This window comes from Neobacillus sp. B24 (assembly GCF_055381825.1).
This window is the reverse complement of the sequence record NZ_AP035777.1, coordinates 1986112-2000344: the sequence shown is the minus strand read 5'-3', so window position 1 is coordinate 2000344 and position 14233 is coordinate 1986112. Positions and strand designations below refer to the sequence as shown.

At 43.0% G+C, this 14233-nt stretch carries 10 protein-coding genes; all 10 read right to left on the bottom strand.

Annotated features, from left to right (window positions below; translation table 11 throughout):
- Positions 1-65: 65 nt before the first annotated feature.
- Complete coding sequence (ffh, locus tag ACZ43M_RS10005) at positions 66-1418, bottom strand: signal recognition particle protein (RefSeq protein WP_464507255.1); 1353 nt, start codon at positions 1416-1418, stop codon at positions 66-68.
- A 12-nt stretch (positions 1419-1430) separates the two neighbouring features.
- Positions 1431-1763, bottom strand: coding sequence for a putative DNA-binding protein (locus tag ACZ43M_RS10000; RefSeq protein ID WP_464507999.1), 333 nt, complete (start codon positions 1761-1763; stop codon positions 1431-1433).
- A gap of 138 nt (positions 1764-1901) precedes the next feature.
- Positions 1902-4694, bottom strand: a complete 2793-nt coding sequence (locus ACZ43M_RS09995) for a VWA domain-containing protein (protein WP_464507254.1) — start codon at positions 4692-4694, stop codon at positions 1902-1904.
- Positions 4678-6459: a vWA domain-containing protein gene (locus ACZ43M_RS09990; RefSeq protein WP_464507253.1), complete on the bottom strand. Its 1782-nt coding sequence runs from the start codon at positions 6457-6459 to the stop codon at positions 4678-4680. Before ACZ43M_RS09990 ends, ACZ43M_RS09995 begins: the two co-directional genes overlap by 17 nt.
- 12 nt (positions 6460-6471) lie before the next feature.
- Positions 6472-7341: a DUF58 domain-containing protein gene (locus ACZ43M_RS09985; protein WP_464507252.1), complete on the bottom strand. Its 870-nt coding sequence runs from the start codon at positions 7339-7341 to the stop codon at positions 6472-6474.
- A complete protein-coding gene (locus ACZ43M_RS09980; RefSeq protein ID WP_464507251.1) occupies positions 7338-8345 on the bottom strand; it encodes an AAA family ATPase in 1008 nt (335 codons plus the stop codon). Before ACZ43M_RS09980 ends, ACZ43M_RS09985 begins: the two co-directional genes overlap by 4 nt.
- A gap of 5 nt (positions 8346-8350) precedes the next feature.
- Complete coding sequence (locus tag ACZ43M_RS09975) at positions 8351-9922, bottom strand: hypothetical protein (protein WP_464507250.1); 1572 nt, start codon at positions 9920-9922, stop codon at positions 8351-8353.
- A gap of 5 nt (positions 9923-9927) precedes the next feature.
- A complete protein-coding gene (locus ACZ43M_RS09970; protein WP_464507249.1) occupies positions 9928-10788 on the bottom strand; it encodes an ABC transporter permease in 861 nt (286 codons plus the stop codon).
- Complete coding sequence (locus ACZ43M_RS09965) at positions 10785-11720, bottom strand: ABC transporter ATP-binding protein (RefSeq protein ID WP_464507248.1); 936 nt, start codon at positions 11718-11720, stop codon at positions 10785-10787. Before ACZ43M_RS09965 ends, ACZ43M_RS09970 begins: the two co-directional genes overlap by 4 nt.
- The gene (locus ACZ43M_RS09960; protein WP_464507247.1) at positions 11717-14086 is read right to left on the bottom strand and encodes a hypothetical protein; all 2370 of its coding nucleotides are present in this window, start codon (positions 14084-14086) and stop codon (positions 11717-11719) included. The genes ACZ43M_RS09965 and ACZ43M_RS09960 overlap by 4 nt, the downstream gene beginning before the upstream one ends.
- Positions 14087-14233 lie beyond the last annotated feature (147 nt).

The following is a 14233-nucleotide window of genomic DNA, read 5'->3' as shown; positions in this document are numbered from 1 at the left end:
TTTAGTTTGTAAAGTGTTTTTTCTTTACATACAAGCATTCCCAAAATTAAACAAACCAAAACCTGTTAGAAAGGTTTAAATGGAAATTTAAATCCGCCTTTTTTCTTGGCCTTTTGCTGCATGCCGCTCATTTGCTTCATCATTTTTTTCATGTCTTCAAACTGCTTCAGCAAACGGTTTACTTCGGCTACAGTACGGCCGCTGCCTTTGGCAATCCTGCGCTTCCGGCCTGAATTCATAATTTCAGGGTGGCTCTTTTCCTCTTTGGTCATCGATCTGATGATGGCTTCCACATGGGAAATTTGCTTCTCATCAATTTGAATATTGTTCAAGCCCTTAATTTTATTGGCCCCAGGCATCATTTTCAACAATTCATCAAGTGGACCAAGATTACGGACTTGTCCAAGTTGATCAAGAAAATCATCCAGTGTAAAGGATGCTGTCCGCATTTTTTTCTCGAGTTCTTTTGCCTTCTCTTCATCGATATTGGCTTGTGCTTTTTCAATTAAAGTCAGCACATCCCCCATGCCGAGAATTCTTGAGGCCATCCGTTCCGGATGAAACGGCTCAAGCGCATCCATTTTTTCACCCATACCGATAAATTTAATCGGCGTTTGCGTAACTGAACGAATCGATAACGCTGCCCCGCCTCGGGTGTCACCGTCAAGCTTTGTCAAGACAACCCCAGTTAAGCCAAGCTGTTCATTAAAGCTTTGCGCAACATTTACGGCATCTTGACCGGTCATTGCATCGACAACGAGGAAAATTTCATCAGGTTTGGTCAATTCCTTGATATCCTTCAGCTCGTTCATCAAGGCTTCATCAACATGAAGACGGCCAGCGGTATCAATCAGGACATAATCATGATGTTCTTCCTTGGCTTTGGCGATTGCCTGCTTGGCAATTTCCACCGGGCTAACCTGGTCACCAAGAGAAAATACCGGCATCCCTAGCTGCTTTCCGAGTGTTTCCAACTGCTTTATTGCAGCAGGACGATAAATATCGGCAGCAACGAGCATTGGTTTTCGGTTATACTTCTTCCGCAGCAAATTTGCCAGCTTTCCGGATGTCGTTGTTTTACCTGCACCTTGAAGTCCAACCATCATGATGACAGTTGGCGGGCGGCCTGCAACGGCAATTTTGCTCTGCTCTCCGCCCATTAACTCCGTCAGTTCTTCATTAACAATTTTAATGATTTGCTGGCCTGGAGTTAAACTTTTAAGCACTTCCTGCCCAACGGCACGTTCGCTGACTTTTTTGACAAACTCTTTTACGACCTTGAAGTTAACGTCTGCTTCTAGCAAGGCAAGACGTACTTCACGCATCATTTCTTTGACATCCGCTTCAGAGACTTTGCCTTTGCCGCGGATTTTCTGAATTGTATTCTGCAGTCGGTCGGCCAATCCTTCAAATGCCATTCATGCCGCCTCCTAATCCAAATTTTCAAGTTCGGTAACGATTTTAAGGATTGCCTGCTTTGCGGGGGAATCCCCACTCAGCATATCCTTTAAATCACGCAATAGCCGGGAACGCTCTTGAAATTTTTGAAATAATAATAGCTTTTCCTCATATTCTTCGAGCATCGCCTCTGTCCGTCTTATATTATCATAAACGGCCTGGCGGCTGATGTCATACTCTTCGGCAATTTCACCCAGCGAGTAATCATCCAGATAATATAGAGACATGTAGCTTTGCTGTTTTGGGGTTAATAGCGAATGATAAAAATCATATAAATAGTTCATTCGCGTTGTCTTATCAAGCATCATGGGACACCCCTCCTTACTTGTTAAGGAAAAAGCCTTTACAATGTAGTTTACCTAGTCTGTCTCTTGCTGTCAAGAAAATATCTTTACACTGTACAGAATGATTCATTTCTGACAACCCTAATCTGCCATTCTATTTTACTGTTTTCTTTTCTTCGCATCAAGTAACCGCTGCATTCGAGCCTCTTTTTCCTCAGGTGAAACAACTGGGATGCTTTTGTTCTTTTCTGTTGGAGTCACCCTTTGAATTGGTGATTCAGATATTATAGTTTGAATGGTTTCTTCATTTTTGACTATGTGTTTCTCCGGTCCGACCCTTATTTTGTTTTTGACGTTTGCAAGCCGCTCATCCACGGCAGTCTCCGGTTTCTCTTTATGCCTCACGGCTTTTTTGACAATGGAAAGGAGTGGATAAAATGGCTTAAATCCAAGCCTACGAATCATAATCTCCAACACTAGCAATAGAAAAGCGGCAAGCAGCAGCCCTTCACTAATTGGGACCTTCCGCTTGGGCTGTTCATTTAAGGGACGGAATGCCTGCTTTGGTGATGTAAGCTGTTTGCCGCCAGCGATCTCTGCCAGCTCCTTCAACAGTACATGATTTGCTCCTTTTAACAAGTATTCATCAGAATAGGGTACAGAGAAACCAGTTTGAAAAAGGCGATCCTGTCCATTTTCGGAAGTTTGTTTGGCTCTTAAAAAATACATTCCTGGTTTATTTGGGAAAGTAACTTGGTATTCCCCAGGTGCTGTAGGCTTAACACTGGTATCCATTGCAGCACCAGTCTGAGATACCACCGATACCTGTAATGGAAGAGGTTCACCTTGTGTCCCTTTTAAGTTAATGACAGTATATCCGCTTTCCTTTCCAACTGTGTACCTAAACGGTTCACTCTCATATTGAGGGAGCGATTTTGATACCAATTGATTGATAAATTTCGGCCACTCTGTCCACTGGGCCCAATCCCCTGACCATTTGCCTGTCATATCGGAGGTAAAGGCAAGCGTTGACCCTAATCCATATTGCCACTCTGCGAGTACCGGATCTTTCTTTTCACTGATTAGCGGAACATTGGCCCGGTCTTTTGCCGTTACAGCAATATAGGCATTCATCCTTGGAATCCCATTTTGAAAGAACGTTGTCCATTCCGGATAGGGTTGTAATATTGGATAAAAGGGATTGTCTTCAATATAGGTTCTGGTCGTCATGACCGTTTCCCTGGAAAGGATGCTCGGGATAACGGAGGCATCCGTTACATCATAAAACCGTCCGCTTCCCTGCTCTGCCAAATTCTCCAGAAGTGTGCGATCCGCGTCAGAACCCAAGGCAACTGTCGATAAGGTTATATTTTTTTGTTTCCCCTCTTCAATAAGTGTTTCGTAATTCCCGCCAGTTGCTGACTGGCCATCTGTTAACAGAATAATATGCTTTCGCTGCAGCTTTAAATCCTGCAATTCCTGAAAGGCCTTTTCAAGGGCTGGATAAATATTGGTCCCTCCTCCAACTGAGACAGATCGAATTTTTTCAATCACTTTTTTCTTATTCTCAAGTGGAGCGGTTTCTACGATATCCCACGGGCGGTCATCAAAGGCGATAAAGCCCAAAGTATCTTTTTCCCTTAGCAAATCGACAGACCTGGCCGCCGCTTCCTTGGCCAATGTCAATTTATTTCCGCTCATGCTCCCGGAACGGTCAATCACAATGACTAACCCAAGCGAGGGCAGTTCTTTCTTCCCGTTAATATCCATATCGACAGGCAGCAGTTTTTCAATCGGCGTTTTAAAATAGCCGCCAAGACCAAAACTATCCTCACCGCCAAGCATAAGAAACCCGGTGCCAAATTCCTTAACGGCTTTTTCGATTAAGTTCATTTGCTGTTCGCTAACCTTTGTTCCCGGTACATTGTTAAAAATAATCGATTGATATTGGAGCATGCCTGCTAATGTGGTTGGGAGTTTCTCGGGAATAAGCTCATCGGCAATATATCCCGCAGATTGAAGAATCGCAGTCAGATTATCATCCTGATTCCCCTGAACAACTAGGATTCTTGGTGTTCCCTTGACATTTGTTACGGCATTGAGCGAATTATTTTCAATAAAGGCATCGTTATCGGCGGCCAACTCAGCCTTAAAAACAGCCATTCCCGGTTCCTTGATCCCATAAGTAAAAGAATACTCGTTTTGTCCCTCCTTCACAGTAATCTGTTTCTGGAGGATATCCTGATCGTTCAAAGAAATCCGCAAATTAGCTGTCTTTTCGGCATTGCTGATGACTCCGACTGTAATATTGACCTGTTCCCCCGCATAAAGGGATGGGGGCACATCAAGCTTTGTTATGGCCGCATCTTCACGAAATGATTGGTTGAATTTGACATAATCAAGCTCAAATTTCTGATTTTTCAATAGCTTGGCTGCTTCTTTGCCAGTCCCTGAAGTTTCGTTTCCATCAGTCAACAGGACAATCCGCCCGCCCTGTTCTGTACTCAGTAAAGAAGAAGCAAAGCCTATACCCTCTTCCAAATTGGTATCGGCATTATTTATTTTTCCATTCAATTCACCAATGGACGTTTTCTTATTGGAAAAGGACTGATCAACCACTGCTCCATCACCAAAGGAGACAACTGAAAACATTTGCTCGTCTTTCTTTGTTCTCACGCTTTTATCCAACCAATCAAGGATGGCATCTTGATTGTCTTCGAAACTGGCCGAGCGGTCGACAAGAAAAAGGATGCGTTCCGCTTTTATCGGCAGAAGTATCTGCGGAATCGTCAAAGCTGCAATGAGCAGGAAAAATATGATACACCTTATGCTGAGAATTACCCATTTTTCTGGTTTACGAGATGTAAATAATTGTTTTGCAAACAGATAAATCAAAAGGGAAGCGGGCACCAATAAGATTAACAAGAATGGGTATCTAAGTTCTAAATCCACGGCGATACACCTCCCATTCAAAGCCAAGTACGACTAGAGCAATAGCTGCCAGCCAAAACCAGATAGAATCATTTGTTGTTACCGCTTGTTTTTTCACTTCGGGTTTTGTGCTATTAAGTGAAAATGATGGCTCGTTTTTTAGCTTTTTTTCACGGTCGTCAAGCAGGACAGAGAAATAGGAAATTTGCCCATCGGCCACTGCCTGATATATTCCCGGCTTTACAGGGGCGATAAAATTTTCTTTGTTGAGATGAAAGGAAGTAAGGCTTTTTCCATCATCATTAAAAACTTCCAGATCGTCCTGCTCTTCCCCTAGTTGGAGGCGCTTTGCCTCTCCCGGTCGAAAATAGCCAAGAAAGCCTGTTTGTTTGGCCAGCCACTGGTAACTGTTAAATAAAAAGATGGGAAAACCGGGCTGCAGCGGCCAATCAGTATGTTCAAGAGAAAAATTTAGTAGAATCGCAGGCTGTCCATTGATACTCCCGGTTTGAATTAAGTGATGGCCGCCGCTAGACATAACGGTATCCCATTTTCCCTCAATCGGGCTGGCGGCGTATTTTATGTAGGTTTTGCTGCTATCAACATACTCTGTTAGCGGTGAGTCAAGGGCAACAATTGGCTCCTTCAATTCAATTAATCTTTCAGTTTCTTTTGGTTTGTTAATATAAATGACCGGCAAATTAGGCAATTGTTCGACCTTCAGCCCTTCAGCAATAATGACCACTGATTCCGGAAGAAGCGTCTCCTTTGAGAGGTCAAGCTGGGTTACCTTAATTCCCAACGTCTCTAGCCCTTTTATGAAAAAGGGGTTGACTTCTCCTACCGCAAATACATCAGGGCTCAAGTTAAAGGAAACTGCAGTTTGTTGATTATCAATCACATAATGGTCATTTGGCTCAATATTTGCCTGGTAGTATTTTCGTTTCGGCAGCTCAGGGATGTTGACGACAACTTGTTCACCTTGGGGCACTGTTACCTGTTCTTCGAATATCACTGTACCCTCACTTGTCACATGAAAAGGAAAGGTTTTTGGCTCTTTTCCCTGGTTTTCCAAAACGGCAAGCGCGGAAATCCCCGTTTCTTTTTTTGCAACCCCAAATGATAAAACAGCGATATTATCCTCTTTAACACCGCTATTATGAATTTCATAAGCTACTCCATCATTGCTTGTCTCCAAATCTTCCTCTTTGACAGAGTCTGAAAAGATACTAATAACTGTTTCTTGCTTTGTCACCAATGATTCCGCTAACCTGACGGCTTTGATAATATTCTCATGTTCATAGGTAACTGCAAGTTTATCAACTGCCTGCCCAATCACAGCCGGATTCATTTCCCGATTTAACAAGATGGCAGGTTTCTCCCCGGCTTTGATGATCGTGACCTCCTGTGAGTTGAGGGTGCCGGCCATCTTCTTCATTATTTGTTTGGCTTCATCAAGGGCAGAGGACTTTTCACCTACTGCCGACATTGTCGCTGAGGTGTCAACAATCCAAATGATCTGCTCCCCCTTCACTCCTTTCGAAAACCATACCGGCTTGGCCAAAGACAGCATTAATAGTGTTAAGGCGGCAATTTGCAGCCAAAACAACAGGTTTTGCTGTAGTTTTTGGAGCCAGGGGCTGGCTTTCATTTCATTCATTGCCTGCTGCCACAAAAGGTTTGAGGGGTTCATCACAGCCTGATACTGCTTGCGAAAAAAGTATAAAATGACGACAAAGGCGATCCCAGCAAGGAGGCTAAAATATATCGGATTGGCAAAATTCATCTTATCACCTCATTAACAAAGCACTTTTTTCGCCATGCATTCATGAAAAAGAAATCTCAACAAATCGGCATCATCTGTTGTTTGCAAGTATTGGAACCCAAACCGTTGGCATAATTTCTCAAGCTGGCCGTTATGCTGCAGTAACCGTTTTTGATATTTTTCAATAATTTGTTCATTAACCGTCACATTGACAGCTTCATTTGTTTCACTATCAATCAATTTCATATCGCCCGAATAAGCGGGCTTCAGTTCTTGTCTGCTTACTAGCTGAATCAATCTTACTTCCTGTTTTGAAGCGGCAATCTTATGAAACAATGCTTCAAAGTAAGGAATTGGCTCAAGTCCGTCGGTAATCACAACGGCAAGTTGGTTATTTTTTAACACGTTTTTCGGAAAGTTTTCCGTAAATGTTCCTTCAGAATGCTGTTTGGGCAGCTGGTGAATTTGATGATAGACACTCTTCCCATAAACAGAACCCTTCCTAGTAACCTTGTTTGCTTGAAGCGAAGACACGGGAATAAACGAGAGGCGGTCATCGGCGTGTAAAGCAATGTAACTGAAGGCCGCTGCCAAGTCTTTCGCCCTTTGCCACTTTGTTTCGATTGCCTGCATTGAGTTCGATGTGTCCAAAAAAACCGTAATCGCCAGCTCCTGTTCATCTAAAAAGCGCTTGATATAGTGCTTCTGGGTCCGGCCATAGATATTCCAATCTATTTGCCGCACATCATCTCCCGGTTGATAAAGGCGAAAATCGGAGAACTCAAGGGAAGAACCAAATTTTGCTGCTGTTCTTCTGCCATTTTGACTGCCGCGGCGCCTTGTTTTTGCGGTGAACTTAAGCTGTTCCAGCCTTGAAAGAAGTGCTGAACGTGACGATGTCATCGACTGCCCCCATCCTTGCCTGCGGTCTCAACTATGTCTGCAATCAGTTCATCGGCAGAAACACCGCTCGCCTCTCCTTCAAAGTTTAATAGAAGACGATGTCTTAAAACAGGAATAGCCGTCCGTTTAATGTCTCCGATGGCGACATGGTATCTGCCGGAAAATAATGCCCGTGTTTTCGCCATTTGCAGCAGGCTTTGCAAGCCTCGCGGTCCGCTGCCGAACTGTACATATTGTTTTACCCTCTCCGGAGCTTCCTCTGCACCAGGGTGAGTCGCAGCAATTATGTTGACTGCCGTATTTAGGATGTCATCAGAAATAAGGATTTCTTTGGAAAGCTGTTGAATCAGCAAAACGTCATTAATTCCTAATACTTTGGATAATTTCGGAGTTACTGTGCCTGTTGTTCTTAAGGCAATTTCTTTTAATTCCTCCTTCGAGGGATAATCGACATGTATCTTACAAATAAACCGGTCCATTTGCGCTTCCGGAAGCGGGTACGTTCCTTCCATATCAATCGGGTTTTGTGTGGCCAGCACGAAGAATGGTCTGGCAAGCCTTTTTGTGTTCCCCATCACGGTAACCGTTTGTTCAGCCATTGCTTCGAGCAAAGCACTTTGTGTTTTTGGCGTGGCCCTGTTTATTTCATCACCCAAAATAATATTGGCAAACAGCGGGCCTTCATGAAAAGCAAATTCCTGCCTTCCGTCGTTCCCTGGCTGAAGAAGCATTGTTCCGGTAATATCGGACGGCATTAAATCAGGAGTGAATTGAATTCGTCGAAACGATAATTCAAGGCATTCAGAAATGGAGCGGATCAGCATCGTTTTGCCGAGCCCCGGCAATCCCTCAAGCAAAGCATGCCCCCCGGAAAAAATACACCAAAGTACTTGATCGATTACCTCGTCCTGGCCAACAATAAAACTCTTCAACTCTTGTTTTACGCTATTTAATTGCTGTGCTGCAGTAATAAATTGATTTTCTTTCTCCTTTATTTGAGACAAATTCGTCACTCCCTATTTGGATCCAGCGATAGAAAATAATTTTTGACAATCTCCTCCAAATCAGCTGGAAGTTTTACACGTTCTTGACTATTTCTGTATGCATCCAAGTAATTGCCATACACTTCCTGATAAGGACGAAGCTGCCCCGGTAATACCGGTCCATTCCCCTGATATTGCTGGGCAGGGCTGCCACCTGAAAGCGAGCCTGTATCGGTTTCAAGATTGGTATTCCCTGTTTGCTTTTCTGGAATCGTCAAGAGCTGACGCGATCCTGTACCGAGACCGGCACCACCGCCCGTTCCTGTCCCTGTGCCTTGCCCAATTCCTGTACCAGGACCTGTCCCGCTCCCATTGCCATTACCGCCAGTTCCTGCACCCTTTCCAGACTGCTGACTGCTCCCTGGTCCGGATTGGGAACCATTATTGGATCCTTGCCCGCCCGGATTGGTTCCAATGGCACCCTTTTCGTGCTGGCCATTTTTACTTGTTGGCCCGGGTGAGTTCTTCCCTGACGATTGATTAGAAGCGAGTTGATCTGATGGAAGTCCATTGTCAGCCAGTTCACTTTTAAGGCTGTTTTCAACCTCTCCGATTGCATCTTGTGCCGCGGCTAACTGGAATTGGCTGGTTTCAGCGCTTAATCCCCCAGAGATCTTTTGGACAAGCTTTGCCAACTCCTGCTCAGAAAGTTTTTTATTTGTTCCAGACATTTTTGCAATCGCCTGTTTTTGACCTTCCGTCAACGAATCATAGTTTTTGTTTAATTCTTCTAATTTACGGCTGAGCTTTTTTAAATCCTTTTCGTCCAAAGCAGCAGCCAGATTAGCCAAGTTATTGTTTTGTAGTCCTTGCTGCCAGGCCTTAAGATTTTCTAATTTTTCTTGTTGCTGCAATGCTTTTAATTCCAATTCTTTCTTCTGCTTAGTCAGTCTTTCAAGTGCTTTTTGCGGGTCGGGATTCTTTGTGATTATTTTCTGGGCTTGTTCCAGCGCTTTTTTCTTTTCGCTATTTTTCTCCTGTGCCATTTTTTCAGCCAATTCCTTCTTGACCTTTTTCATTACCTTTATTTCACTTTCCTTTTTTGCCGCCATTTCGAGGTGGTGATTTGGAAGCGAGAGAAGCAGGGCGGAAGCACTCCCGAACAAAACTGCCAATAGAAGCCATTTTGGCATTAGAAAGCTTTTCTTTCTTGTCAGGACCATGTGCTGTTCCCGTTTCATATACGTCACTGCTTCATTGAGCTGTAATTTTTCAAGAATACCGTCTCTATTGATAAAGGATAGCGCCGTAAGCACTCGGTCGTCTGGAACGTATGAATTAAACAATAGGGCAGCCTCTCTCCAGCCTGGCATTTTCCGCCAGATACGGAATCCATAGAAGGTGAGCAGGAGAGAACAGCCCAGCAGAATAAACAAATGATAGAAGGGAAACACCATCATCCTTGCCGTGAGTAGGATTAACAAAGCAAAGGCTGTCGATGCTGTCAGCCAATATTGGAATTCAACACCACTTTTCTGGAGAAAAAGTTGGCGCCGCACCGGTTTCAACAGCCCAAAAAACTGTTTTTGTTCCTCCATTGCACTCATCCTGCACTTTCCGATTTGACTTTCATATTTGGCCGAAGCTTGCGGATACTAACAATGGTCATAACAAGAAAAATTATTGTATAAGAGATTAAATAGGCAGCCCACAACGGAACCTGAATTCCAAACCCAATTTGATTGGATAATTCATTCAAGGCATTTGGCTGCAAAAAGCCAAACAGAATAAACCCCGGATTCAGCATGGCAAAGAAATACGGGATGGGATTATTTGTCGGTGTTGTCCCTCCGATATTGTTGACCGCCATTGAGATGGTAAACAAAAAGGCAGTTCCTGCAATTAGAAACAACGCAACACCGTATGTACTTACCATGGCGATGATTGTTCTTCTTACAATGGTCGAGAAAAAGATTCCGATACTGCCAAACACTAGGATGGTAAAAATATAAAAAACTAGAATCAGTAAAACCTGCCCCGGAGAAATACCTCCAAAGAGGAAAACAATACTGTAAATTGGTAAGCTTGCGATAATCATCAACAATAGAAAAGAGATGGAAGAAATCAACTTTCCCATGATGATGCTGGTTGAACTTTGATTCGTTGTCAATAAAATATTTAATGTTTGCTTTTCCCGCTCCCCGCTAATGACCCCAGCCGTTAAACCAGGCGTAATAAACAGAATTAACCCCAGTTGGATGAACGCCAGAAGCATAAACATCTCCCGGCTTTGGTCCGGACGGAATAATTGCATCGGTGAATTTTGTGTTTGCAAGTAAATAAACCCGACAATCAGGATGGAAAGGGCAAGCAAGTAAAAGGCAAGCCCAAGAAAGCTTTTAAAAGAGCGGAACCTTAGCTTAAATTCCTTATTCATGACGGGGTTAAGCAATAAATTTCTCATGAAAGCTCCACTCCTTTCGTTATCTCCATAAAGACATCTTCCAAATTGGTTTCCATTTCCGAAAAGCTGACAATAGCGATATTCTGCATCAGCGCAGCTTTTAGTAGTTGTACTTGTTCTTCGGCATTTCCCTTAAACATAAATTGCAGGGAATCACCATCCTCCCGCCTTGTTAGTTGACTGACCAGGGGCTGGTCATCAAAAAACTGAATAGCCCGTTCCACTCCGCCATTAAGCTTGGTAATGATCAACTTTTCACCTTTCAGACGGTGCTGGATTTCTGCAACCGATCCTTCCGCGACCAAATGACCTTGATCAATAATCCCTATACTATCGCACATCTCTGCCAGCTCTGGCAGTATATGTGATGAAATAAGAATCGTTTTTCCCATATTCTTTAATTCTTTTAGTATTTCCCGCATTTCCACTCGCGCTCTCGGATCAAGGCCGGAGGCGGGTTCATCTAGAATTAACACCTCTGGGTCATGAATCAATGATCTGGCGAGGCAGAGCCTTTGTTTCATCCCTCTTGATAGAACATCAACATAAGAATCCTGTTTATGGGCTAAATTGACCAATTCCAAAAGCTGGGGAATCAATTTCTTTCGCTCATTAAGGCTAAGTCCATAACTGGCTCCATAAAAATCCAAGTATTCCACCGTTTTTAACTGGTCGTAAACACCGAAAAAATCAGGCATATAGCCAATCTGGCTGCGAACCATCTTTGGCTCTTTCGAAATATTATAGCCATTAATGTAGGCCGTTCCCGATGTAGGGGAAAGCAGTGTTGCTAGTATGGAAAAAGTCGTTGATTTGCCGGCACCATTTTGCCCGACAAACCCAAAAACACTGCCTTTTTCTATCGTCAGATTTAAATGGTCCAATGCTGTAAATTTCCCATATTTCTTTGTTAAATCAATGATTTCAATCATTTGATTTCCCCCTTAATACTCAGCACCGGCATCCTTACCCGAGGGTCACCTTGTCCTGTTTTAATCAATTTGATGACGATTATCCCTTCGTTTGAAATATATTGCTCCAATTGTGCAGTAATCGTCGTTTTCATATCAGGCAATGGCATATATTCACCTGTTTGATTGTTTTTAATTGAGTAGGCTGCATTGCTGCCAAACCAAGTAATACCCATTTCATGGAGCGCTGGCTTATTTTTAGTAAACTGTTCTGGTAGCTCGAGGACATACTCATATTCCCCATCATCCATCTCCATTTCGGGCAGCATTCCGCCCATATCATTAAAGAGACCTCCTCGGATGACATTGATAGAACGGCGAAGCATATCATCTTTAATTGTAAAAGCGCCTGCCAGTTCCATTTGAATATCCATTGGTTGATAAATTAAATTTAAGCCATTTTTAGTTTCCTTTTTCCCCTTAATATCCGCGTCAATTACCGAGCCTTTTGTAAAACCATATAGAATTGGCTTGTTCCCCTGTGAAGCAGCATTATAAAGAAATTCAACTGCCCCGTATTCCATTCTTTCCATTTTTAGTTTCTCAATATCACTTTGTGAAGTCGGCATCATATACTGGAATTGTTGACTGTACGGACCGGCAAGATAGTCTTGCTGCAATGTTTCATTTACCGTTAAAGTTTCACCGCTTTTTAACGAACCAAGGCTATGCTTTTTTGTCCCTGACCAAATGAATAATTCTTCAAAATCGTAAGGGAACTGATTGACTATGGTTCCAGTAAGCTGCTTATTTTCCAGTTTTAAGTTCATCTTAAATTTACCGTCAGTTTGCTTATTAGCAGAGCCAAAATAGGTTCTAGTGGACCAATATTCTACACTTGGAAATGTTACTTTGCTTTCCTTCCTGGTAGTTTCCACTATCGCATAGCGCTTACCATCACCCGCAGACATCGTGGATGAGCCAGGAACACCAAAGATAGTCCCTTTTGAAAAGGCGAGCTCATAGTCGCCGCCGGTATTGGAAAGAAACGTAACTGCCTCAAGTCCGGTTAAATGGCCATTATCGGCCTGGTAGATTCCGGTTTGATTGATTTGCGGTTTGGCAATTCGGTCCTTTGCTCCAAGCGCAAATATTCCTGTCGATGATAGAAGCGCAAATACAATGATTACCCACCAAGCATGCTCACGTTTATCAAGACGTTTCAGCAAAATATAAAGAATTGGAGATAACAGGAGCAGGTAAATCAATAAAAATAAACCGATTGCCCCTGCTGAAAATTGCGAGGAAGCAAAATATTGATTAACCTCGGCAAATTCATTAAAGATCATCTCAAACTGATTTTGGTACATCATTTTAGGTGATTGATTGTTCATCTGTACGTTCAGCATCGGGCTCGCTGTAAACCACCGTCCATAATAGTTCCATGACGCCAATGGTTCATCCCCCAACGAAAAGGCAGTTTGCCAAATTTCACCGGCTCCATACCCTTTATGAACAATCATCGGCAACTCGCCGCTGGTTATAGCTGTTTCAGCCCCCGGTACCAACTCACCAACAAAGACCGGCAACCCCTTGAATTCAATACTCTCAGATGAAACTTGCAGAAACTGAGTGTCACCCTGCACCTCACGCTCAGGCTTCATCGGCAGTTGCTCATATAGCAGCCCATAGGTACCCACTGCATTGGGAGCAGCGCCAACAATTAATCTGCCGCCATTTTTAACCCAATTCAACAATGCCTGCTGCTGTGTTTTTTTGAGCTTTGCAACAGCAAACTCATCAATCACTATGTAATCAAGGGTATCAAGGCCAAGTTCGTCATGTGGAAGCATCTCTTCTGACAAGACAATCGGTTCGATTTTACTACCTGACGTCAGCACCTTTAATTCCTTTAAACGGTCGGCATTTTCACTTAATAATCCCATTGTTCTGGTCGCCGGGTCGACATATTTTGGCTGCAGAACCTTTTTGCCAGCAAACGTTGTCTCCTTATTATCCTTCCAACTTCCCTTATATAGGAAAATCGATTGTTTTATTTGATTGCTGTTGTAGTACTCCTCTGAATAGGCAGGTAATGACAACGAATACGTTTTTTTGCTCCCTTTTGGCACATCAATGGACAATGCCTTTGCCCCGCTAGAATTATGAGAAGCAGAGAAATTAAAGAGTATATCACCTGAAAAATCATCACCGCTGTTTTCAACGGTCACTTGTACTGGGAAGCCTCGGCCGCTTTTGATTTTGCCATCAAATCCCTCTTTAACGGAGATTTTTAGGTCACTTCCTGCTGCATCTGCATCCTGTACCATAAATCCGATGAGTGACAGAAACAGTACTAAAGCAATTGCTATTTGTCTTTTTAGCAAACTAATTCCCCCTTAAAAACCATCCAATATAATAGACGAATAAATTAGTCTATTACACTACAATTTTCCGAAAAAATTTAATAAAATTGCCACAACTCCCTTTAGTGTATTTTTACACTTCTTCCAATAAAATGCAATCTATTTTAC

Bases quoted from the DNA above. Each gene is read 5' to 3' on its own strand.
- ACZ43M_RS09985 (WP_464507252.1), bottom strand. From the start codon at position 7,341: ATGACATCGTCACGTTCAGCACTTCTTTCAAGGCTGGAACAGCTTAAG.
- ACZ43M_RS10000 (WP_464507999.1), bottom strand. From the start codon at position 1,763: ATGCTTGATAAGACAACGCGAATGAACTATTTATATGATTTTTATCAT.
- ffh (WP_464507255.1), bottom strand. From the start codon at position 1,418: ATGGCATTTGAAGGATTGGCCGACCGACTGCAGAATACAATTCAGAAA.
- ACZ43M_RS09990 (WP_464507253.1), bottom strand. From the start codon at position 6,459: ATGAATTTTGCCAATCCGATATATTTTAGCCTCCTTGCTGGGATCGCC.
- ACZ43M_RS09965 (WP_464507248.1), bottom strand. From the start codon at position 11,720: ATGATTGAAATCATTGATTTAACAAAGAAATATGGGAAATTTACAGCA.
- ACZ43M_RS09975 (WP_464507250.1), bottom strand. From the start codon at position 9,922: ATGGAGGAACAAAAACAGTTTTTTGGGCTGTTGAAACCGGTGCGGCGC.
- ACZ43M_RS09970 (WP_464507249.1), bottom strand. From the start codon at position 10,788: ATGAGAAATTTATTGCTTAACCCCGTCATGAATAAGGAATTTAAGCTA.